19 protein-coding genes and 1 pseudogene are annotated in these 22317 nt (G+C 68.1%); 7 read left to right on the forward strand and 13 right to left on the reverse strand.

Features of this window, described 5'->3' with window-relative positions; translation table 11 throughout:
* The first annotated feature begins 274 nt into the window (after nucleotides 1-274).
* Together ACTMTI_RS22295 and ACTMTI_RS22300 are read left to right on the forward strand one after the other, a co-directional pair.
* Nucleotides 275-1819: a hypothetical protein gene (locus tag ACTMTI_RS22295; RefSeq protein ID WP_441122385.1), complete on the forward strand. Its 1545-nt coding sequence runs from the start codon at nucleotides 275-277 to the stop codon at nucleotides 1817-1819.
* Nucleotides 1820-1892: 73 nt separating this feature from the next.
* Nucleotides 1893-3341, forward strand: a complete 1449-nt coding sequence (locus ACTMTI_RS22300) for a hypothetical protein (protein ID WP_441122386.1) — start codon at nucleotides 1893-1895, stop codon at nucleotides 3339-3341.
* 232 nt (nucleotides 3342-3573) lie between these two features.
* Here the strand turns inward: ACTMTI_RS22300 and ACTMTI_RS22305 are convergent, their stop codons facing one another.
* The 3 genes from ACTMTI_RS22305 to ACTMTI_RS22315 are packed head-to-tail and all read right to left on the reverse strand — an operon-like array spanning nucleotide 3574 to nucleotide 4903.
* On the reverse strand, nucleotides 3574-3891 hold the full coding sequence (locus ACTMTI_RS22305) for an SgcJ/EcaC family oxidoreductase (protein ID WP_441122387.1): 318 nt from the start codon (nucleotides 3889-3891) through the stop codon (nucleotides 3574-3576).
* A complete protein-coding gene (locus tag ACTMTI_RS22310; protein WP_441122388.1) occupies nucleotides 3839-4150 on the reverse strand; it encodes a hypothetical protein in 312 nt (103 codons plus the stop codon). Before ACTMTI_RS22310 ends, ACTMTI_RS22305 begins: the two co-directional genes overlap by 53 nt.
* Before the next feature lie 60 nt (nucleotides 4151-4210).
* On the reverse strand, nucleotides 4211-4903 hold the full coding sequence (locus tag ACTMTI_RS22315; RefSeq protein WP_441122389.1) for a TetR/AcrR family transcriptional regulator: 693 nt from the start codon (nucleotides 4901-4903) through the stop codon (nucleotides 4211-4213).
* Between the two features lie 53 nt (nucleotides 4904-4956).
* On the opposite strand from ACTMTI_RS22315, the gene ACTMTI_RS22320 reads away from it, so the two are divergent.
* Together ACTMTI_RS22320 and ACTMTI_RS22325 are read left to right on the forward strand one after the other, a co-directional pair.
* A complete protein-coding gene (locus ACTMTI_RS22320) occupies nucleotides 4957-6081 on the forward strand; it encodes an FAD-dependent oxidoreductase (RefSeq protein ID WP_441122390.1) in 1125 nt (374 codons plus the stop codon).
* Nucleotides 6082-6088: 7 nt separating this feature from the next.
* A pseudogene (locus ACTMTI_RS22325) lies at nucleotides 6089-6354 on the forward strand (IS982 family transposase); the annotation flags it as partial.
* A gap of 47 nt (nucleotides 6355-6401) precedes the next feature.
* On the opposite strand, the gene ACTMTI_RS22330 reads toward ACTMTI_RS22325, so the two are convergent.
* On the reverse strand, nucleotides 6402-7556 hold the full coding sequence (locus ACTMTI_RS22330; RefSeq protein ID WP_441122391.1) for an RtcB family protein: 1155 nt from the start codon (nucleotides 7554-7556) through the stop codon (nucleotides 6402-6404).
* A gap of 682 nt (nucleotides 7557-8238) precedes the next feature.
* A complete protein-coding gene (locus tag ACTMTI_RS22335) occupies nucleotides 8239-8589 on the reverse strand; it encodes a hypothetical protein (protein WP_441122392.1) in 351 nt (116 codons plus the stop codon).
* 183 nt (nucleotides 8590-8772) lie between these two features.
* Here ACTMTI_RS22335 and ACTMTI_RS22340 point away from each other — a divergent pair, with 183 nt between their 5' ends.
* Together ACTMTI_RS22340 and ACTMTI_RS22345 are read left to right on the forward strand one after the other, a co-directional pair.
* Nucleotides 8773-9657 (forward strand): hypothetical protein, encoded by an 885-nt coding sequence (locus ACTMTI_RS22340; protein WP_441122393.1) that lies wholly within the window; start codon nucleotides 8773-8775, stop codon nucleotides 9655-9657.
* 40 nt (nucleotides 9658-9697) lie between these two features.
* Nucleotides 9698-10222, forward strand: a complete 525-nt coding sequence (locus ACTMTI_RS22345; RefSeq protein WP_441122394.1) for an NUDIX domain-containing protein — start codon at nucleotides 9698-9700, stop codon at nucleotides 10220-10222.
* Between the two features lie 30 nt (nucleotides 10223-10252).
* On the opposite strand, the gene ACTMTI_RS22350 is transcribed toward ACTMTI_RS22345, so the two are convergent.
* A complete protein-coding gene (locus tag ACTMTI_RS22350; RefSeq protein ID WP_441122395.1) occupies nucleotides 10253-11236 on the reverse strand; it encodes a hypothetical protein in 984 nt (327 codons plus the stop codon).
* A 955-nt stretch (nucleotides 11237-12191) separates the two neighbouring features.
* Entirely contained in the window at nucleotides 12192-12386 is a 195-nt protein-coding gene (locus ACTMTI_RS22355; protein ID WP_441122396.1) for a hypothetical protein, read from the reverse strand.
* Between the two features lie 108 nt (nucleotides 12387-12494).
* Here ACTMTI_RS22355 and ACTMTI_RS22360 point away from each other — a divergent pair, with 108 nt between their 5' ends.
* Entirely contained in the window at nucleotides 12495-13172 is a 678-nt protein-coding gene (locus ACTMTI_RS22360) for a phosphotransferase (RefSeq protein ID WP_441122397.1), read from the forward strand.
* Here ACTMTI_RS22360 and ACTMTI_RS22365 read toward each other — a convergent pair.
* The 6 genes from ACTMTI_RS22365 to ACTMTI_RS22390 all read right to left on the reverse strand — a co-directional run bounded on the left by ACTMTI_RS22365 (nucleotide 13169) and on the right by ACTMTI_RS22390 (nucleotide 22251).
* Nucleotides 13169-15148 carry a histidine kinase gene (locus tag ACTMTI_RS22365; RefSeq protein WP_441122398.1) on the reverse strand — a complete coding sequence of 660 codons (1980 nt, stop codon included), beginning with the start codon at nucleotides 15146-15148 and terminating at the stop codon, nucleotides 13169-13171. The genes ACTMTI_RS22360 and ACTMTI_RS22365 overlap by 4 nt on opposite strands.
* A 63-nt stretch (nucleotides 15149-15211) precedes the next feature.
* Nucleotides 15212-15832, reverse strand: a complete 621-nt coding sequence (locus ACTMTI_RS22370) for a phosphotransferase (RefSeq protein ID WP_441122399.1) — start codon at nucleotides 15830-15832, stop codon at nucleotides 15212-15214.
* A gap of 48 nt (nucleotides 15833-15880) precedes the next feature.
* A complete protein-coding gene (gene narI, locus ACTMTI_RS22375) occupies nucleotides 15881-16561 on the reverse strand; it encodes a respiratory nitrate reductase subunit gamma (RefSeq protein WP_441122400.1) in 681 nt (226 codons plus the stop codon).
* Nucleotides 16562-16616: 55 nt separating this feature from the next.
* On the reverse strand, nucleotides 16617-17171 hold the full coding sequence (gene narJ / locus ACTMTI_RS22380; RefSeq protein ID WP_441122401.1) for a nitrate reductase molybdenum cofactor assembly chaperone: 555 nt from the start codon (nucleotides 17169-17171) through the stop codon (nucleotides 16617-16619).
* Complete coding sequence (gene narH, locus ACTMTI_RS22385; protein WP_441122402.1) at nucleotides 17168-18769, reverse strand: nitrate reductase subunit beta; 1602 nt, start codon at nucleotides 18767-18769, stop codon at nucleotides 17168-17170. Before narH ends, narJ begins: the two co-directional genes overlap by 4 nt.
* Nucleotides 18769-22251, reverse strand: coding sequence for a nitrate reductase subunit alpha (locus ACTMTI_RS22390; protein WP_441122403.1), 3483 nt, complete (start codon nucleotides 22249-22251; stop codon nucleotides 18769-18771). Before ACTMTI_RS22390 ends, narH begins: the two co-directional genes overlap by 1 nt.
* Between the last annotated feature and the right edge of the window lie 66 nt (nucleotides 22252-22317).

Consider the following 22317-nt stretch of genomic DNA (forward strand, 5'->3'; position numbering starts at 1 on the left):
TGAGATCTCCCAAGGATCCGCCATTGCCTCCATGTGACATTAAAGATCCTCAAGGAGCCAGGTTCTTGGATTTCCGCCGCGCTCTTGGCGAAGCCAAGCTCGCGCGCCTGTAGAGGCTGCTGCAGCGGAATTACAGGTCGATTTGAGTGCCGTGGATCACTGTTCAGCCATCGGCAGGCCCGACCGTCAACGGGCCCAGGAGTCCTCCGGGAAACCGGCGGAACCCTCCGCCGGACCGCGCATCGACAGCCCTCAGCAACCTCAAGGAGAGACCATGGCCCTCAAGAAGGCCCGCGCCCGCCGTACCATGACCGCCGGCCTCGCCGCCGCCGCCGCGCTCACCGCCGCCGCCGTCTCAGCCGCACCGGCGCAGGCCGCCTCCAGCGTGGACGGCGAGATCGTGCGCAGCGAGACCCTGACCAGGGCCCAGTACTGGGTGAACGAGCGCATCGTCTACAGCCAGAGCCGCTGGAGGGGTGACTCGGCCGGGCGGAACTACCGAACCGACTGCTCTGGGTACGTCTCCCTGGCCTGGCACCTGGGCAGCAGCCTCAACACCACCGGCTTCTCCAGCTGGAGCGGGAAGACCGTGCTCGGCAGCATCCACGACCTCAAGCCCGGCGACGCGATCCTGAAGAGCGGCCACATCGAGCTTTTCGCGATGTGGAAGGACCCGAACGACCACACCGACGGAGCCTACGTCTACTCGCTGAACGGGCCGACAGACGGCGACTGGGCTAAGGGACCGATCAAGAACTCGCACGGCCAGGTGGGATTCAACACGTGGGCGGACATGAACACCTACCGCCCCATCCGCTACAACAAGATCAGGGATGACGCCACGGTGCCGGTGACCCCGGCCGAGGGCCACCTCTACCGCGAGCCCAGCGGGACGATCGCGGTCATCGCCGGCGGCGCGCCGGTCCGGTTCGCCGGCATGGCCGAACTGGAGGCGGCCGGCTACGGCGACGCCGCTCTGACGGCCGTCCCCGCGGGCTGGCTGAACAAGCTGCCCCAGGACCCGCGGAACGGCACCTACCTGCGCAGCGCCGCCGACGGCTCCATCTACGTGATCGCTGGCGGCGCCAAATACCACCTGACCCCTGCCGAGTGGAACGAGATGGGCAAGCCGGGCGCGACCAACGTGCCAGTCAGGTTCCTCGAGGAGTATGACGCGGCGCCGCTGGACGGCACCCACCTGCGGAGGGCGTCCGATGGCGCGATCTTCCTCATCGCCGGCGGCGCCAAATATCACCTGAGCCCGGCGCAGTGGGAGGCACTCGGCAAGCCCGCCTCGACCAACGTTCCGGGCGGATTCATCGACTCGCTGAGCGCCTCGCCCCGCCCCGGCACCCACCTGCGCAACATCGCCGACGGCGCGATCCACGTGATCGTAGGCGGCGCCAAATACCACCTGAGCCCCGCCGAGTACGAGGCGCTCGGCAGCCCGACCTTCTCCAACGTGCCGCCCGAGTGGCTCGCCTCCTTCGGCACCCGGCCCGCCGACGGCAGCTATCTGCGCAGCCCCGTCGACGGCGCGATCTACGTCACCGTGGGCGGCGCCAAGTACCACCTGAGCCCCGCCGAGTACGAGGCGCTCGGCAGCCCCGCCTTCGCCACCGTGCCGACCGCGTGGATCGACACCTACGGATCGATGCCCGCCGACGGCAGCTACCTGCGCGACCACCGCGACGGCGCCATCTGGGCCGTCACCGGCGGCAAGAAGCGGCACCTGTCCCTCCAGGAGTGGACGGACCTGGGCAAGCCCGCCGCGACCAACGTCCCCGGCGCTTTCCTCGACCAGATCCCCAACGCCTGATCAGAGCGGCACACCCGGGGGCACGCCGTCGTGCCCCCGGTCTCCTTCCCCTGACCTTCCTGGAGACGTCACCATGAACCGCAGGCTCATCTCCCGTGCCGCGCTGGGCACGCTGGCCGTCACCGCCGCGGCCGCCTTATTCGCCTCTCCCGCCCACGCCACTGCCTGGGCGGACCCCACGCCCACCCCCGCACCGAGCGCAGGCGCCGTGAACGCCGCCAGAGCCGTGGCCGCCTGCGATCCCCATGGCGCCTCCGCGGCGGATGCGACGGTGGCCGGCCGGCTCAACACCACCTTGAAGGCCAAGATGCGCGGCTACATGTCGGCCTACCGCGTCTCGTGCGCCCGCATGGTGATCAAGGCCGTGCACGACCGCGGCCTGAACCCGCGCGCCGCGGTCATCGCCATCGCCACCACGATCGTCGAAAGCAGCATCGACAACATCAGCGTGGAGCTCGACCACGACAGTCTGGGCCTGTTCCAGCAGCGGGCCAGCTGGGGCTCCAGAGAGCAGCGGCTCGACCCCACCTGGGCCACCAACGCCTTCCTCAACAAAATGATCTCCAAGTATCCGGGCAACGCCTGGATGACCGCCCCGATCGGCGAGGTCTGCCAGAAGGTCCAGGTGTCGGCCTACCCTGACCGTTACCAGCCCCAGGCCGGTGACGCGCAGATCATCGTCAACACCATCTGGCCCCTGATCTCCGCCCCCTCCACCCCGGTGGAGGGCCGCCTGTACCGCGAGCCCGACGGGACGATCGCCGTGATCGCCGGCGGCGCCCCGGTCCGGTTCGCCGGCATGGCCGAACTGGAGGCGGCCGGCTACGGCGACACCGCGTGGACCGGCGTCCCCGCGGGCTGGCTGAACAACCTGCCCCAGGAACCACGTGACGGCACGTACCTGCGCAGCCCGGCGAACGGCTCCATCTACGTGACCGCGGGCGGCGCCAAATACCACCTGAGCCCCACCGACTGGGAGGCCCTCGGCAAACCGGGTTCGATCAACGTCCCTGTCCGGGTCATCGACTCCTACAAGGCGGTGCCGGAGGACGGCACGTACCTGCGCAGAGCGACCGACGGAGCCGTCTTCCTCGTCGCGGGCGGCGCCGGGTACCACCTCGACCCGGCGCAGTGGGAGGCACTCGGCAAACCGGCCTCGACCAACGTCCCCGGCGGCTTCATCGACACCTTGAGCGACTCCCCCGCTCCCGGCACCTACCTCCGCAACCCCGCCGACGGCGCCATCTTCGTCACCGTGGGCGGTGCGAAGTACCACGTGAATCCCGCGGAGTACGAGGCGCTCGGCAGCCCGCCCGCCACCAACGCGCCCATGGCGTGGATCAGCTCCTTCGGGTCGATCCCCGCCGACGGCAGCTACCTCCGTAACGTCGCCGACGGCGCCATCCACGTCGTCGAGGCGGGCAAGAAGCGGCATCTCTCGCTCGACGAATGGACCGCCCTCGGCCGCCCCGCCTCTACCAACGTCCCCGCCGGCTTCCTCAACCTGATCCCCGACGCCTGACCCGAACGCACCAAAAAGCCCTCGCCCCGTCCTGGACCGAACTCGGTCCGGGCGGGGCTTTGACCGTCGCTCCCAGCCGGCGACTCGGCCGGACCTATGGTGCCCAGCTCGTTGCCGGGGGTGATACCGCTGAAGTGCCTGGCCAGCAGCTCGCCGTGCACGCCGAGGGTGTCGGGCCAAGTGAGCGCCGAGCCCATGACGAACGGCACCTTGTCCTTGAGCGCGGGGATGTCTAGCTTGGCCGTGACCTCCGTGCCGGTGGACGGTCCAGGGGTCCATCAGCCGCGTGAAAAGACCCCGCCGGACGTGCCGGACGGGGCCTTGATGTGCGGGTCGGCGTCCCCACCTCCTCCGTCCCGTCGGGGTTCCGATAGACCTGACGCACCTTCACGGCGGCGACGTCGGGGCGGATGCACAGCACATGTTCCACCTCAAACGTGACCGTCAAGCCCTGCATCCCGCCGGGAAGCACCTGGTGAGTGAACGTCGAGATCGCATCACGGCCGAAGAGGCGCTTGCCGCCGCCCGTTGTCCAGATCAAGAGCGTCAATCATGCCAGGCGGGTCTTGTGTGCAGTGAGGTTCTTTCTCGGCGGCCAGGCGTTCGCCGTGGGCCAGCAGCTCGTCGATCCGCTTGGGCAGCTCCCGGGTGCCGGACATCTCCAGCGCCGCTCCCAGCCCTCGCTGGACGGCGGCCTTGAGCTTGTCCCGCTCGGCGCCGGCGAAGGGCCTGCGCCCGCTGGGCGGGATACCGCCGGGCCCGTGACCGATGAGCAGTATGAGGAGGGTCTCGGCGTCGAGACCGCCCATGGCCTGGTTGTTCCAGGGGAGCGGGCCGACCGGCGAGTCGATGAGCGCGAATCCTGAGTGTCACGCCGGCGGCCGGGCGAGTTTGGCGGCCACGGCGTCGAGGACCCAGTCCAAGCCGGTGGCGAAGGACGTCTCGGCGTCCACCTCCGTGCCGTCGTGCACGGCCTTGGCCAGCGCCGGGAAGCGCCCCGTGGCCAGCATCCTCCTCACATGCGGGCCGGAGGCGCGCTGCCAGTCGCGCTTGGACAGGCCCGTGGCGCGCTCGGCCCGCAGGTCCGCGATCTCGCGCCTGATCGCGCCAGTGAAGTAGGCGCTGACGGTCTCCACGGCGCGCATGACGGTGTCGAGGTCGGCGAGGCCGTCGAGGGCGGCCAGCGTGGCCTCAGTCACGGCGAGGGCGTTCGGGCCCAGGGTCGGACGGCCGCCGAGCAGGTCGGCCAGCCATTCGTGACGGAGAGTGGCCCGCCTGGTGCGGTCGGCGCGGATGCGCAGCACCTCCCGCCAGTCCCCGGGCTGCTCCTCGGGGAGGATCTCGGCGTAGACCTCGTCCACCATGAGGTCGAACAGCTCCTCCTTGGTGGAGATGTATCCGTACAGCCGCATCGGGCCGACGTCCAGCCGGGCGGCGACCTTGCGCAACGACACCGCCTCCAGCCCGCCCTCGTCGGCCAGCGCGATGGCGGCGGCAACGATCCGCTCCCGGTCGAGCGGCGCGGGGCGAGTCGGCGGCTCCGGCCGGTCCCACACAGTCATGGCTACATCGTACTGTTGCGATACACCGTATCAGCAAAATACAGTGTATCGACATGAGACATCGCATCGCCGTGGTCGGCAGTGGCCCTGCCGGCCTTACCTTCGCCCGCGTCCTACACCGCCATGATTACCCCGTCACCGTCCTCGAACGCGATCCCGCGCCCGACGCCCGCCCCCCGGGCGGCACGCTGGACCTGCACGAAGGGCTGGGCCAGCTCGCGCTGGACAAGGCGGGGCTGCTGGCGGAATTCCAGGCGCTCTCGCGTCCCGAGGGACAGGCCATGCGCATCCTGGACACGGCCGGGACCGTCCTGCGCGACTGGCGACCCCGTCCAGATGACCGGGCCAATCCCGAGATCGACCGCGGGCAACTCCGTGACCTGCTGCTCGGCCCCTTGGACGTTCAGTGGGGGCGGGACGTGACGGAGATAGTGCCGGGGACCCGGGACGGCGTACTCGTCCATTTCGCGGACGGGCGACAGGAGACGTTCGACCTCGTAGTCGGCGCGGACGGCGCCTGGTCCCGGACCCGCCCGGCAGTCTCGCCGGTGACGCCGCACTACACCGGCGTCACCACGGTCGAGACCTCCCTGGACGACGTCGACACCCGCCACCCCGACCTCGCCCGGTTGATCGGCGACGGCTCCGTGGCTGTGTACGGCGTGAACCGAAAGCTCGTCGCCCAACGCAACAGCGGCGGCCACGTCAAGGTGTACGCCCAGTTCCGCGCGCCGCTGGACTGGCACACGAACCTGGACCTGGCCGACGTCGAGGCCGTGCGATCAAGCCTGCTGGCCCTGTTCGACGGCTGGGCCGCTCCCGTCCTCGGCCTCCTCCGCCACGGCACCGCTTTCGTCCACCGCCCCCTCTACGTCCTGCCCGTGTCCCACACCTGGGCCCACGTCCCCGGGGTGACGCTACTGGGCGACGCCGCCCACCTGATGCCCCCATTGGGGGTGGGCGCGAACCTCGCGATGCTGGAAGGCGCCGAACTCGCCGAGTCCATCGCCGCCGCCCCTGGCCCTGGCGATCTGGACGAGGCCGTCCGCGCCTTCGAGGAACAGATGTGGGCACGGGCCGGCAGGTGGGCGAAGATCACGACGGCTGGTCTGGAACGCCTCGTGAGCCCGGACCCCACCGAAGCCCTCGCCCACTTCGACGAAGTCCAGCCATCCTGACTGCGGCGGTCGCTCGCGCCCCACCGCCCGCCGCTCGGAGCTGGCCGGCTGGGCCGGCTACGGCTACTGCCGCTCCCACTCCCGCTACTTCTGGGGGCTGCGCCTGCACCTGACCTGCACCCCCGCCGGACTCCCGATCACCTGGGCCCTGGCCACCCCGGCCATCGACGAACGCCAGGTGCTGATGGCCATCTGCGACCACGACCCCGCCTGCTGACCGACCGGCCCGGCCTGCTGATCATCGCCGACAAGGGCTACATCTCTGATCGCCTACGACATTCGTCTGGCTCTCCTGGCGTACACCGCCAGGAGAGCCAGTGTCAGCCCTTGTAGTTGAAGATCTGGCGCAAGGTGTGCTGGACCTCCACGAGGTCCTGCTGGTCCGCCATCACTTGATCGATGGACTTGTAGGCCTCGGGGTGCTCGTCCACGAGGGCGGCGGCTCGGTCGGCGTTCCACGTACGGCCGCTCATCGCCTCGGTCAGCGACGCCGCGGACAGCTCCCGCCTGGCCTTGGTGCGTGACATGCGCCGGCCCGCGCCGTGGGAGCAGGAGTTGTACGACTCCGGGTTCCCGCGGCCGCGCACGATGTACGAACGCGTGCCCATCGATCCAGGGATCACGCCTTCGTCGCCGGTGTCGGCCTTGATGGCGCCCTTGCGGGTGATCCACAGGGACTTTCCGTAGTGGGTCTCCTGCTGGGTAAAGTTATGGTGGCAATTCGTCGTGCGGACGCGCTGGCCCTTGCCGACGACCTTGAACAGGGCGTTGATCAGGACCTTGTCCATCCGGGCGCGGGAGGCCATCGCGTAGCGCTGGGCCCACAGCATGTCCTCGATGTACGCGGTGAACTCCGGCGTGCTCTGGACGAAGTACGCCAGGTCCGGGTCCTCCAGGCCGGCTTCCTGCTTCTTCATCAGCTTCTTGGCGCCCACGATGTGCATCGTGGCGAGCTGGTTGCCGATGCCGCGTGAACCCGAGTGCAGGACCGTCCACACCCGGTCACGCTCGTCGAGGCAGACCTCGACGAAGTGGTTTCCGGAGCCGAGGGTGCCGAACTGGTCGGCTACCTTCTTGGTCTGCTTCGGGTTGAGGTCGGTGTGGGGGAGTCCGAGGTCGCTGAGGGTGTGGTCGATCGTCGGGTCGTCGTGGCCCTTGCCGACGCCGGCGGGGATGCGGTGCTCCACCATAGGCATCAGGGCGGCCAGGGTGTCAGGAAGGTCCGAGGCCGTGAGCGTCGTCTCGGTCGCCACCATGCCGCAGCCGATGTCCACGCCGACGGCGGCAGGAATGATCGCATTCTCGGTGGGGATCACCGAGCCGACCGTCGCACCGATGCCGACGTGAGCGTCGGGCATGAGAGCGACGTGGCCGGAAACGAACGGCAGGCGGGCAGTGCGTGCGGCCTGCATGATCGCGCCTTCGTCGATCTCGCTGGCCCACGACAGCAGGTTCGGTGCGGGCTGGTTCGGCATGAAAAGAATCTCCTCACTGGGTCGTGATCAGTTTGGCGGGACCCGGGAGGAATTCCCACTCATTATCGAATGTGGGTTATGCCGATTGTGCGGGTCCGTCGTTCGGGTGCGCGGGCTAAGGGCCGTGCCCCCGCTCTGACACTGCATTGTTCGTGTCCCTCGGTCGGGACACACAATCGGGCAGCTATCGGGGGCGGGGACAGTGTGGCCTGGGTTGATCCAGCGGCTGGGCGCGGCCAGGTGCGGCGGTCAAGATAGAGACACCAGCAAGGCGACGCATCGGGAGCAGGCCCGGCGAGAAGTCGGGGCGAACGGCAGAGACCAGCCGCAGATTGGCAGCGGGTTGACCGGCTTCGCGCACAGGCCGATGGATGTGCCGGGGAGCGCGGCGTGTAGTACGGCGTCCCGTCTACTTCCGGAGATGCCCGTCCGGTACTCAGGCGGAGGTGCTGTTCGCGCATCGGCGACCGGTTCGACGGTGAGGTCATCCCAATGGACTTGCCAGCGGGCAGGTCGAAGTGATCCCCGTCAAGCCGGACCAAGGCGTTGGTTCCGTGGGTGAGGATGCTGATCACGGTGCGGCGACGCCCGATGAGGCCGGCGCGGTGAGCACGGGTTCTTGCATGGCTGTGCAGGAGTTCCGTGATCGTGACGCGGCTTCCTACTTGTCGCGCATCGGTGCTCAACTGATCGGCCCAGAGGATCCCGTCTGGACGCTCACGGGCTGGGGCACAGGATGGCTTCTGCGGAGGTCGGCGTAGCGGGAGGCGATACGGCGGGCGGCTCGCTCGGGGTCGAGCACGGAATGGTAGGCGTAGATGACCTGCTTGCGATGCGGGTCCCAGCCGGTACGCCACCAGTAGCGGTCACCGTCGCACCAGACCACCAGGCCCACCCAGACGGACACCAGGGCCAGCCCGTATCCATCGTGGATGTCGGCAGGGACGCCGAGTACTTCAAGGGCCTGGCCTATGTCGCGGGCGGCACGCAAGGGGTGCGGTGGGGCTGTGATCTTTGGTTGATTCCCGGTCATGGAGCCAGTGGACTCGGCGCGGGATCGCCGACATAAGCGCGTGATCGAGACGGGTGGTGGGAGTCGGTTCACACCCCGTGTGATTGCGATGAAGCTGTGACGTGCTCGTCTGCCGACCTGTCCGGTCGTGCTGTAACGACCTGCTTACACTGCGGATATGGCATCGCTTCACGGAGGGGCAGAGTGAGTGAGCCGAACATCCTGCTGGATGCATTGCTTGCGGAGGCGAGCGTCTCGCATGCGGGACTGGCCGCACGGATCAACAAGGCCACTGCGACCGCTCGCCGCCCTACGCGGTACGACCACACGGCCGTAGCGCGATGGGTCAGGGACAACGCCATCCCGAGGGGTGACGTTCCGGAGATCATCTGCGAGGTCATCGGTCCTAAGGTCGGGAGGGTCCTCGCCTTGGCAGACATCGGGATGGCGAGAACGGCGAGTGACGACTGTGAGATGGAGCTGCCCAAGGCCGTTGACCAGGCTGTAGCTCTATGGCATGGGGACCTGGGGAACAAGGTCTTTCCCGTGGGCGCGTCGTTGATCGAGGGCTCGGCCGCCATCGCACCGGTCTTCGAGTGGGAGAACCCGCCGCACGAGATAGACGTCTCGCGGCGAGGCCCGCGCCCGGTGTCAATGGACGACGTCCAGGTGCTCAAGGACGCGCGTAGCCGTTATGAGCAGATGTACCGAAGGGTGGGCGGCGTCCCGGTACGGCCGCGCCTCGTGGCCTTCCTCAACAACAGTGTCACGCCGCTGCTCAGAGGTAGCCATGACGATGAGATCGGCAGGCGACTGTTCCGAGCGGCTGGCGGGCTAGTTGCGCTCGCGGGTATCTGCGCGTACGACTCAGACAGGCAGGCGACTCTCGCCTTGATCCTGCCCGAACGCGGAGAGCTGGAACAGGCCGCCTCCACCGCGGAAAGCATGCTCGACTGCACCGTGGGCATGGAGTCCGAGCGCCTTGCCGAGCGCATCGAATCGGTGGCGACGGCCCTGAGCGCCTACGACACGCAACCGGTCAAGGCGTTTGTTGCTCGCGCGAGACAGCAGGCGGGCATCCCCTTGTAGCGTGGTGCCGGTCCAGGCGTCCACCCAGGGGAGCAGCCGCATGCGCTGGCAGGTCCACTCGGAAGAACCCCTTTATACCGACCGCTGGCTTGAAGTTCGGGTGGCCGACGTAGAGCTCCCGGACGGAAGGCATCTCGATCACCGGCTCATCCGTACCGCGCCCGGAGCGGGTGCCGTCGTCACCGACGGCCAAAACCGCGTACTGCTCATCTGGCGGCACCGCTTCATCACCGACACCTGGGGTTGGGAGATCCCGATCGGCAAGATCGACGAAGGAGAGGAGCCGATCGCAGCCGCCGCTCGCGAGGTAGAAGAAGAGACCGGCTGGCGACCTGGCCCTTTGCGGCCGCTGCTCTACACCCAGCCGACCAACGGCATCTCCGACTCCGAGCACTACATCTTCCGCGCCGACAGCGCCCAGCACATCGGGCCGCCCACCGAAGCATGGGAGGCGGAGCGCATCGAGTGGGTCCCTCTGACGGACATCCGCCGCCTGATCGACAAGCGCGACATCGTCAGCGGAACCAGCATGAACGCTCTGCTCTACGTCCTTACGGAGCTGTAGCGGCTCACGGCTGTACTTCTATCGCGTACTTCACTCTTGGTGGAGAATATCAAGGACTTCGATTTTCGAATCATCGATTAGGACCCAGGCGTCATAGTCCCCGGCTTGGCTTAGTTGGTGCCGTCCGAACCAATTAGTACCATCCATGAAGGCCGAATAGCTGCCGCGGATGTGCAATATTCCGGTATCGTCGTCAAACTCGTGGCTCGCATTAAGGAGTGGATCGGATTCTAGTTCCCATGCGGTATTTTCAGTCGAAGGGGTCAATCCCGTCTGAGGGCAGCGCTGTGGCATTGGCGAGTAGTTGACAGAAACACATGCATAGAAAGCGTTTCTGACGACCTCGTTTATCACATCTGAACTCCGCCCGGATTGCCGCTTGGCGACTATCTCGGGAGTCGCCTTGAGTTCAACGATGCTGCCGAGCTTAATTTGGTTTCGTTCCTGATATACGACAGCCTGGTAGGGAAGGATTGCAGGACGAAATATTTCGACATCGGAATCCTTGTAGGTTACGCTCATTACCGCAACCCCCGTGACCACGAATTTGCGCCCATCAAAACCTATATCGGCGCCATCGACAGGGTACCCATGCAAAGACCAGCGAACTCTTTCGGCCCTCTGGGCATATACGTGCTGCGGGCAGTTTCTAGGCTCTAGCACGGGTTCTTTTGCGCAGTGGGTGAGCTTCTCTGCGACCGAGGCAAGGAGCATTTCCCGACTAATCCCAGAAGGCCAAGGCTTGCGTGGCGCCGCCGCCGGAGATGGAGGAGTGCTTCCTCCATTTGCGATTTCGATAATTACGCCAAGTATGGCAATTGCTATGAGTGGTACGAAAAAGAATCTAAGCGAAGGTTTCTTGGCGCTATCATCCGCTGCATCTTCAGTACCTTCGGCATCCTGGCCGGTGCCTGCTGCCGCATTGTCGACACTGATATTATTGATGTTATTCGTTCCGTGCTGGAAGGAGTTGGATCCTCTTTCGTTCTCTTGTCGATACGATTCTTGTGTCACGACTTGCGCCTCTTGGAAGTTGGACTCTCGGATCTTCTATTGTCCCAATTGACAACCATGTTGTTGTCGCCGAGCTGAATCGTGTTTGGCCCTGACTCATTGGTCTGGGTTATGGACTGCGCCGACGGCTTAGTCTGCATTGAACGCTCTTGGGCTTGCGGCTCGTTTTGAGGAGGGGGAGAGCCGTCCGTCTGTCGTGCGATCGTGAGCACAACGGTCACGATCGTCAGGGGCACAGTGATTACGGCGGCTACCCAACTCGCCTGTTCAAGCCCATTGAGCTTCAGTGCCACTCCAGCAACCAAGGCCCCAAGCGCTGTAGCGCCGACGACGGTTGCGATCGTGGTCCGAGACGAAAACGACCCCATAGTACAAGTATTGGGGTGATGGGGGTCATTCTGCCAATGCGCGTGCGACTCGGAGGACGAGAACATACCTCTGGAGTGGGACGCCCATAGCGTATGAGCGACGTTCGGCATGATCGGCAAGGCTCTGACGTGCACATTTCCTGCTGCGTCGGCGTCTGCACTCGCAGGCTCCTCCTGGACTCATCCAACACATGAGATCGGAGCTGCCAGGACGTTCGGTATACCTGACGCCCATCGGACAGATACAGCTCTCATGATCGCCTGGGTGTGGTTGGCCGCCGCACGGGGGTCGGGGGCGATCGCCGAGCTACGGGGTGGAGACCGGACGTAACTCCTCGTGAAGACCTATGTTGCGTGCCCGTTGCATGCCCGCAGTGCGACCAGCGGGGAGCCAGGGGGGAGCAAGCGTGGTCGTCAACCTACGAGAACCCCGTCCGGCGTGGAAGCCCAGAGATGACCAACTACAACCCCGGTAGGTTGCGGGCGACCCGAGCGCAGATTCGGAGCTCACCACCGGGATCAAGGGCTGATCGGCGCGGAACGCGAAACGGCGCCCCTATTCGGGGGGCGCCGTCAGCGTGGTGGGACTACCTGACCCAGAGAAACCACCAGCCGGAGGTGCGGGACGACGGAGTGCACTTGTACTCGTCCCAGCCTTCACGCTGGTACGACTGCTTCATGTCGATGCACTTCGACTTACTGGTGTACTCGCCGATGTAGGTCCAACCGGCGGCGGCCTGGGCCGGCGTGCTGATGCCGATGACGGTGAGCGCGGCTGCCATTCCAGCGGCGACGATGCCTGCAAGGGTCCTGCGTACGGTCCCTCTTGTGATCAACGATCATCGCCGGCGCCACAGGGCGGCCACATAGCGGCTCTGTAGGTTGGGCGCATGGAGATCGGTGAGCTGCTGGGGTCGGGGCGGAGCGCGGATGTGTACGCGATCGACGGCGACCGGGTGCTGCGCCGCTACCGTTTCGCGATCGACGTCACGCGGGAGGCGGCGGTCATGGCGTACGTGGCGGACCACGGCTTTCCGGTGCCCGACGTCTATCCCGGCGAGGGAGGCTCCACCGATCTGGTGATGCGACGGTTGTCCGGGCCGACCATGCTGCGGGCGCTGATCGATGGGGAGATCGCGCCCGAGGAAGTGGGGCGGGTGCTGGCGCGGTTGCTCCAGCGGCTGCACGCGATTCCGGCTCAGGACTCCCGCGATCCCCGTGATCGGGTGCTGCATCTCGATCTGCATCCGGACAACGTGATGCTGACGCCGCGTGGGCCGGTCGTGATCGATTGGTGCAACACGCAGGAAGGGCCTCCGGGGCTGGACTGTGCCATGTCGGCGCTGATCATCGCGCAGGTCGCGGCGGACGAGGCGAGCGAGTCCGCCGAGGTGGCGCGGGCGGTGCTGGTCGCGTTGCTGGGCGAACTCGGTGCTGCCATGGACTTCGGGGACGGGCTGGAGCAGGCCAAGGAGCGGCGGGGTGCCAATCCGACGCTCAGTGCGCGGGAGGTCGGGGTGCTCGATGCGGCGGTGGGGTTGATACGGACCGCCCGCATCGCGTCCTAGGCGGGGATCCAGATGCGGGTTGGGACCGTGGCTGTCAGCTCGAACCAGTCGTCGTCGCGGGAGACGGCCAGCCGGCCGTCGAGCGCCGCCAGCCGGGTGGTGAGATTGCCGATCCCGGCCGAGTCGCTGCGTCCATGCGTGGCGCGTACGCCGTCGTTGCGGACGCTCAGCCGCACGGTGCCGTCGCGTACGGAGGTCGTGATCGTGCACCGGTGGGCCGCACTGTGCCGCAGGACATTGGTGACGGCCTCCCTGAGCACGATGCCGAGCGTGGTGTCCACATCCCTGCCGAGGGCGTCATGGCCCAGGTCGAGTCCGACCTCGATGCCCGCGGCCGCCAGCAGCGAGCGGGCCGACTCCGCTTCCGCGGTCAGTGACAGCTCCCTGTGCTCGCCCGACACCGTACGCAGGTCATTCATGGCGCGTTCGGTCATCGTCAGGACGTCGTCGAGCTCCTTGCGTGCCCGCTCGGCGTCGAGCCGGCGGGCGAGCTCGCATTTGAGCAGGATCGCGGCCAGGGTGTGGCCGAGGAGGTCGTGCAGGTCGCGGGCGGCCCGCAGGCGTTCCTCGACGATGGCCGTGCGCGCCAGGCCGTCCCTCGACTCGCGCAGTTCCCTGGCCAACTGGGCCAGCTTGAGCAGCCCGTACACGACCAGCCCGGTCACCAGTGTGCTGATCGCGTAGTTCACGGTCAGCGGGAGCGGCAGGCCGAGCAGCACGGCGGCGGCCGCGACGACGGCCACGATCGCCGACACCAGAGGCACGGCCACCGGCCAGGAAAAGGCCAGCAGGATCGGCCCCGCCAGGAACCCCGCCACGCCCAGCCAAGCCTGCCCGAACAGCGGGATCGGCGCGAACGTCAGCACCGCCATGATCGACAGTGCCACCGGGTGCCGCCCCTCGACCGATCGCAGCTGCATGAACACGATGACGGCCAGCAGCGCGGCCGGCCACAGCGAGCCGGCGAGCAGCAGCGCCTTGGCTGAGAACCCCACCAGCACGGCCGCCAGCAACGCCATCGACAGCATGCTGTCGCGAGCGGGCTGGACGGGCGGGCGCGTGGTGGGCAGCGTCGCCTCCACGGTCATCGAGGCGTCGTCGGCGAGCCGGACGGTGAGCGTACCTCCTGCCGCCTCGACCTGAGCCGGCAGGTCGCCGAGGCTCTCGTCGCCGGCGGTCTGCGCACCGTCGTTGGAGACGCGCAACCTGACGGCGGACCCTTCCGTGACGGTCTCGATGAGGCAGGTGGTGGCCGCGCGCCGCCGTACGATCTCCGTCACGGCCTCACGGAGCACGGCCGCCAGGAGCGCGCCCGCCGGGCCGAGCGGTTCGGCGTGGCCCACGCGCACGTCCGCGGTCACGCCCGCGGCGGTCAGCATGGCCTTGGCGGTGGTGATCTCGGGGGCCAGGGACATGGCTCGGTAGCTCGCCGCCGCGGCTCGGGCATCGGCGAGCGAGCGGCGCGCGGTCTCCACGTCCGGGGTTCCGGTACGCGCGCCGTCGGCGATCGTGGCGAGCGCTCTTCCCAACCCCTCGTTTAGTTCGGCGGCGATACGCAGTCGTTCCTCGGCGGCCGCCGTCATCGCCAGCGACAGCCTGGCCGCGTTCACCTCGTCGATCCGGTCGGTCATCCTGGTCAGGCCGTAGACGACCAGGGAGATCAACACCATGCTGATCGCTGGATCGGCCGGGCCCAGCAGGGCCGCGCTGGCCACCGCCGCCAGGGCGAGCGGCCACAGCGGCGTCAGCAGCAAGGAGCCGCCGACGAAGCCGAGGATGCCGACCGAGGAGCCGAACAGCAGCACCGACCCGTACGCCAGGGCCGCCTGGAGGACGACCAGCCACCACGAACGCCGCCTGACGAAGGCGACCTGCACCGCAAGCACGGCCGGCGCCAGCGGCGATCCGGCCACCAGGTAGATGCTCGCGAAGGCCGCGAACACCACGACCGAGATGAGGTTTGCCCGCGTGTGCACCCGTGCAGCCTAATTGGGCGAGATCACCGACACGTCGTCCCCGGGGGGCCCACCCGCGCCTGACTACTCCGTCCAGGCGGCGGTGGCGTCGAGGCGTTCGTGCCAGAGCTTCTCGCCGCCCCCGCCCGGCTCCCATCGGGCGCAGAAGTCGAGCAGGCTGCGGCAGCGCGCCAGCATGGCCGCCTGGCGCTCCGCCCACTCGGGGACGGGGCCGTCGTAGGCGGCGAAGAAGTGCGGGAGCAGGGGTACGTGCTCGGGGTGGTGGCTGCGGATGATCCACTCGCACCACGCGAGGTCCTCGACCGGCCGTCCCGGATGGGCCCACTCCCAGTCGAGTATCGCGGTGGTCTTGAAGGTCGCCGCGTCGAACAGCATGTTCTGCGGGCCGTAGTCGCCGTGCACGATGCCCAGCCGGTGGATGCCGCCCAGGACCCGGCCGCACTCCGTGAGCACCTCCACGGCGCGGCCCTCGTCCAGGAGGTCCTGGCCGTGGACGCCGGAGACGAAGCGGGTGGTCAGGCTTGTCGAGGTGACCTGGTGAACGCGGGGCACCGGGATGCGGCCGCGCAGGCGGCGCAGGTATCTGCTCTCCGTGCTCAGCCTGAACTCTGCCTCGGGACCCTGGTAACACTTCACGACCAGGGCGCCGTCGCCGAACGTGCTGTTGGTGTACCCGTGCTTCACAAGGGACGATTCTGGCGCACCCGCACCCCTGCTGGGACCCTCGGCGCGCTACCTCGGCCGCCTCCGATACACGATGTAAGGACGGAACAAATAGCCCAACGGGGCAGAAAACGCATGGACTAGGCGGCTGAACGGGAAAAGCGCCACCAATGCCATCCCGATCAGCGTGTGCATCTTGTAAAGCCCGCTCGCGTGTCCCATCGTGGCGACGTCCGGATGGAGCTTGAAGATCCCGCGGAACCAGGGCGCGACCGTGGTCCGGTAGCTGACCTCACTCGGTACGAATCCCGCCGCCGTCGTCACCACGCCGGAGATGATCGCCGCGCTCAGCACGACGTACATCGTCTTGTCGTTGGCCGTGGTCGCCACGAACACCGGGCCGCGGGCGCGGCGGCGGTAGATCAGCAGGCCCAGCCCGGCGAGCATGGCCAGGCCGGCGAGGCCGCCCCAGACGAGCGCGTTCACGTGGTAGGCGTGGTTGGCCACCCCGATGGCGTCGGTCCAGCGCACCGGGATGAGCAGGCCGGTGATGTGGCCGATGATCACGACGAGCAGGGCGTAGTGGAACAGCGGGCTGGCCACGCGGAGCAGCGGGCTCTCGTAGAGCTGGGAGGAGCGGGTGGTCCAGCCGAAACGGTCGTAGCGATAGCGCCAGATCAGGCCGCCAACGAAGATCACGATGGTGAGATACGGCGTGACCATCCACAGTATGCTCTCGCCCCAGCTCACCGGCCCTCCTTCGGCGGTCCTGCGGGGAGGCTGCCGTTTCCGTCGGTTCGCTCACTCACAGATAACCTCCCACGGTCTCGGCGGGCGGGCCGGCGGCGGCGAGCCTGCCTGCCGCCGCCCGTTGCGCGGCGGTGAGCGGCGGGAGCGCGGCGCACACGGCACCGATCACGTGCGCGTACGGCGACGCGCGCGCGGTCAGGGCGGCCAGCAGCAGCTCCAGCCCCACCCGGTGCTCGGCGAGCAGCGCGGCGCCCGACGGGTCGAGCGCGGCGAACTCCAGCACGACCGGCAGGAAGTCGGGCAGCTCGTCGTCCATCACCTCCCACCCGGCGTTGCGGTAGCGGTGTTTCAGCGCGGCCAGGGACGCGCCGCGGCGGCGGGTGTCGCCGTCGGCGTAGTAGGTCAGGTAGAGGCAGCAGCGCCGGTCGAGGTCGAACGTCTCCACGTAGTGCGCGGCCAGCTCGCCCGGCCCCAGCTCGGCGGCCAGGGTGAGAAACCCGCCGAAGTACGGCTCCGCCGCCTCCCTGATCAGTGGCAGGCGCCGCCAGAAGCGCTCGTCGGGGTAGGCCAGCAGGTGCGCGGCGGCCTGCCAGAGCACGGGCTGGGTCATGATTTCCGCTTCCTGGGCGGGAACAGCCCGGCCGGGGTGCCCCGGCCGTCCCAGTTGAGCAGGTTCACCCGGTCGTGGGTGACCTCGTCGCCGGTCTGGCGCTCTTTCAGGGCGTGGAAGTTCTCGATCGAGACCGGGACGGGGCGCCCCGACCCCTCGCCGTACGGCGATCGCGTGCCGGCCCCCGCGTCGTAGTCGAGCATGCAGCCGGCCTCGTCCACGACTCCGGGGACGTTGCCGTACGCGGTCGGGATCACGTAGCGCTCGTCGTATCTGGCCAGCGCCAGCAGCCGGTACAGCTCCCGTACGCCCTCCTCGGACAGCCCCGCGTCGGCCAGGACCGGCTTCTCGCCCAGGTTGACCGCGCGCATGTACGAGCGCATCGCGGCCAGCCTGCGCAGCGCGGCGGTCACGGGCACCGGGTCGCCCGCGGTGAACAGCTCGGCCAGATAGCCGATGGGGATGCGCAGCGATTCGATGGCGGCGAACAGGTTGACCGCGTCCTCTCCGTCGTGCCCGCTGCCGGCGAGCGCGTCGACGACGGGGGAGAGCGGTGGGACGTACCAGACCATGGGGAGGGTCCGGTATTCCGGGTGCAGGGGGAGCGCGATCCGGTATTTCTTGATCAGGTCGTATACGGGTGATCTGCGGGCCGCCTCCACCCAGTCCGCGGGCAGGCCGGCGGCGGCGACGGCGGGGTCCTCGGGGTCGATGAAGACGTCCAGCTGGGCCTCGTACAGGTCGTGCTCGTCCCGGGCGGAGGCCGCCTCCGCGACGCGGTCGGCGTCGTACAGCAGGACCCCGAGGTAGCGCAGGCGGCCGACGCAGGTTTCCGAGCAGACCGTGGGCAGGCCCACCTCGACCCGGGGGTAACAGAAATTGCACTTCTCGGCTTTGCCGGTCTTGTGGTTGAAGTACACCTTCTTGTACGGGCAGCCCGTCACGCACATGCGCCAGCCGCGGCAGCGGTCCTGGTCGACCAGCACGATGCCGTCCTCCTCGCGCTTGTAGAGAGCGCCCGACGGGCAGGAGGCCACGCACGACGGGTTGAGGCAGTGCTCGCAGATGCGCGGCAGGTAGAACATGAACGCCTCTTCGAACGCCAGCCTGACCTGCTCCGACATCTTGCCCAGCACGGGGTCGGGCGAGGGGTCGCCGCCGAGGTCGTCGTCCCAGGCGGCGCTCCAGCGGATCTTCGTCGGCTCATTGCTGATCAGGGATCTGGGCGGGGCGACGGGAACGTCGCCGGAGAGCGGCGCGTTCGTGAGGTTCTCGTAGTCGTAGGTCCAGGGTTCGTAGTAATCCTGGATGGCCGGCATGACGGGGTTGGTGAAGATGGTGAGCAGCTTGCGGAGGCGGCCGCCGTCCCTCAGCTTGAGCTTGCCCCTGCGGTTCAGGACCCAGCCGCCGCGCCAGCGATCCTGGTCCTCGTAGCGTCGCGGATAGCCCTGGCCGGGGCGGGTCTCGACGTTCTGGAACCAGACGTACTCGACGCCGGGCCGGTTGGTCCACGTCTGCTTGCAGGTGACCGAGCAGGTGTGGCAGCCGATGCACTTGTCCAGGTTCATCACCATGGCGACCTGGGCCATGATCCGCATCAGTAGCGCACCTCCTGGGATCTGCGCCGGACGGTGGTGAGCTCGTCGCGCTGGTTGCCGGTGGGGCCGAGGTAGTTGAAGCCGTAGGAGAGCTGGGCGTAGCCGCCGATCAGGTGGGTCGGCTTGATGAGGAGCGCGGTCAGCGCGTTGTGGATGCCGCCCCTGCGGCCGGTCGCCGCCGATCTGGGCACGTCGATCAGGCGGTCCTGGGAGTGGTACATGTAGACGGTGCCGGGCGGCATGCGGTGCGAGACGACGGCCCTGGCCACGACCACGCCGTTGCGGTTGACCGCCTCGACCCAATCGTTGTCGGCGATCCCGCTTCTCCCGGCGTCTTCCACGCTCATCCAGATCGTCGGGCCGCCCCGGGAGAGGGACAGCATGAGCAGGTTGTCCATGAATTCGGAGTCGAGCGACCACTTGCTGTGCGGGGTCAGGAAGCGCAGCGTGCCGGTCTCGCCCAGCAGCGCGGCCAGGTCCAGCGGGGGGCGGTAGATCGGCAGCGCCTCGCCGTACTCGTGGATCCAGTCGTGGTCGAGGAAGAAGTGCATGCGGCCGGTGAGCGTGTGCCAGGGCTTGCCGCGCTCGACGTTGATGGTGAAGGGGGAGTAGCGGCGGGTCCTGCCGGACCACTCGGGGCTCGTGCCGATCTCGGCCGGCCCGGCCTGGGTGTCGGCGAAGACGATCCGGTGTCCCTCGTCGGCCAGCCCGTCGAGGTCCGCGCCCGTACGCTCGGCGAGCTGCCGGAAGCCCTGCGCGGCCAGCCGGCCGTTGCTCGCCCCCGACAGGGCGAGGATCGTCTCGCACGCCTTGGCCTCGGTGTCCAGCTCCGGCCGGCCCTTGGCCACGCCCCGGGGGACGAGACGGCACCGCTCGCCCAGCCAGGCGACCTCCTCGTCGGGCCGGAACGTCACACCCTTGACCGGCAGGCCCAGCTTCTCCGTGAGCGGGCCGAGCGCCGCCAGCTTCTCGGCGATCGCGCCGTAGTCACGCTCGACTGTTTCGAGGCGGGGCTCCCGGCCGTGGGCGATCTCGCCGGGGGTGTCGTGCAGATGGGGCACCGCGACCACGTCCCTGCGCACGCCCAGGCGTTCCTTGGCCAGGTCGCTGAAGGCGCGGGCGATGGCGTGGAAGGCGGCGAAATCGGTCTTCGTCTCCCAGGGCGGGTGGATCGCCGGATTGAACGCGTTCACGAACGGGTGCAGGTCGGTCGACGACAGGTCGTGCTTCTCGTACCAGGTCGCGGCCGGCAGCACGATGTCGGAGAAGATCGTCGAGGACGTCATCCTGAAGTCGAGGGTGAGCAGGAGGTCCAGCTTCCCCTTCGGGGCCTGCTCGTCCGCGTGCTCCAGATCGGCGGTCGCGCCCAGGAGATGGTGCAGGAAATAGCCGTTGCCCTTGGCCGAGGAGCCGAGCAGGTTGGAGCGCCAGAGGAGGAGCACGCGCGGCCAGTTGCGCGGGTCATCCGGGTTCTCGGCGGCGTACCTGAGCGTGCCTTCGCGCAGTTCGGCGCGGGTGCGTTCGATGGGGTCGGGCGCGTCACCGAGATGCAGGGGATTGCGGTCGAACGTGGGGGACATCGGCATCCAGCCGTTGCGTACGGACTCCGCCACCAGGTCGGCGGCGTGCCTGCCCCGGAAGGCGCCACGGGCGAGCGGCGAGGCCAGCTCGCCCGCGTCGAAGCGGTCGTAGCGCCACTGGTCGGTGTGCAGATACCAGAACGGCGTGCCGGGGGTCTGGCGCGGCGGCCGCGACCAGTCGAGTGCCCCGGCCAGCAGCGCCCATCCGCTGTTGGTGCGGCATTTCTGCTGGCCCACGTAGTGCGCCCAGCCGCCGCCGTTGCGGCCCTGGCAGCCGGTCAGCAGCAGGAGCGACAGGAACGCGCGGTACATCGTGTCACCGTGGAACCACTGCGCCGTGCCCGCCCCAAGAATGATCATGCAGCGGCCCTCGGTGGCCTCCGCCGTCCTGCCGAACTCTCTCGCGATCTTGACGGCGCGCTCGGCCGGGAGGCCGGTGATCGGTTGCTGCCACGCCGGTGTGTACGGCTCCGCCGCGTCCTCATAGCCGCTCGGCCAGGAGCCCGGCAGGCCTGGCCGGCGGACCCCGTACTGGGCGAGCAGCAGGTCGTACACCGTCGTGACCAGGTGGTCTCCTACGCGGGACACCGGCACGCCCCTGCGTAGCGGGTGGCCGTCGTCGAAGCGGGGCAGCAGGACCTCCGCCGTCTCGCCCCCTTGGAGGGTGAGCAGGGGATCGGTGCCGAGGTCCAGGTTCCAGCGGCCCTTGCCGGACTCGGTCCAGCGGAAGCCGATCGAGCCGTTCGGCACCACGGGCTCGCCGTCCCGCGACATGAGCACGGTCTTCCACTCGGCCGCCTCCTCCCGGGAGCCCAGATCCTTGGCGGTGAGGAACCGGCCGGGCACGTACGCGTCCTCGTACTGGTCGAGCCGGACGAGGAAGGGCAGGTCCGTGAAGCGCTTGACGTAATCGGCGAAGAACGGCGTCTCGCGGTCGACGAAGAACTCCTTCAGCAGCACGTGCCCCATGGCCATGGCCAGCGCGCCGTCCGTGCCGGGGCGTACGCTCAGGAACTCGTCGGCGAACGTGGCGGCGTCGCTGTAGTCGGGGGAGATCACGACGACCTTCTGGCCCCGGTAGCGGGCCTCGGCCATCCAGTGCGCGTCCGGGGTGCGGGTGACGGGGACGTTCGCGCCCCACATCATCAGGTACGCGGCGTCCCACCAGTCCGCCGACTCGGGCACGTCGGTCTGGTCGCCGAACACCTGGGGAGACGCTATGGGCAGGTCGGCGTACCAGTCGTAGAAGGACAGCATGGTGCCGCCGATCAGCGAGACGAACCTGGAGCCGATGGCTTGGGAGACCATCGACATCGCGGGGGTGGGGGAGAAGCCGGCGATCCGGTCGGGGCCGTACGTCTCGATGGTGTGGACGTGGGCGGCGGCGATCATCTCGATGGCCAGGTCCCAGGGGACGCGGACGAGGCCGCCTTTGCCGCGGGCGGACTGGTATTTCCGTCTCTTCTCCTGATTTGTCGTGATTTCGGCCCAGGCGGCCACGGGGTCGTCCAGGCGGTGGCGCGCTTCGGCGTACATCTCGACCAGGACCCCCCTGGCGTACGGGTAGCGGATGCGGGTCGGCGAGTAGGTGTACCAGGAGAAGGCGGCGCCGCGGGGGCAGCCGCGCGGCTCGTACTCGGGGCGGTCGGGGCCCACGCTCGGGTAGTCGGTCTCCTGGGTCTCCCAGGTGATGATGCCGTCCTTGACGAACACCTTCCAGGAGCATGATCCCGTGCAGTTCACGCCATGCGTGGATCGGACCTCCCTGTCGTGGTTCCATCGGTCGCGGTAGTAGGTGTCGCCTTCGACACCGCCGGTCAGGCGGACGGTGCGCAGGTCCGCGCTCGTCGGCCGCCTGCGCAGGAACCGGCCGGTCTTCAGCAGGACGTCCTCCGCGCTCATACCCCCACTTCATCACAGAAGGTGACTGTTTGTTACACAAGGTGTATGCCTGAGCTGCGTAAAGGT

This window comes from Nonomuraea sp. H19 (assembly GCF_052068215.1).
In the GTDB taxonomy this organism is placed as follows: domain Bacteria; phylum Actinomycetota; class Actinomycetes; order Streptosporangiales; family Streptosporangiaceae; genus Nonomuraea.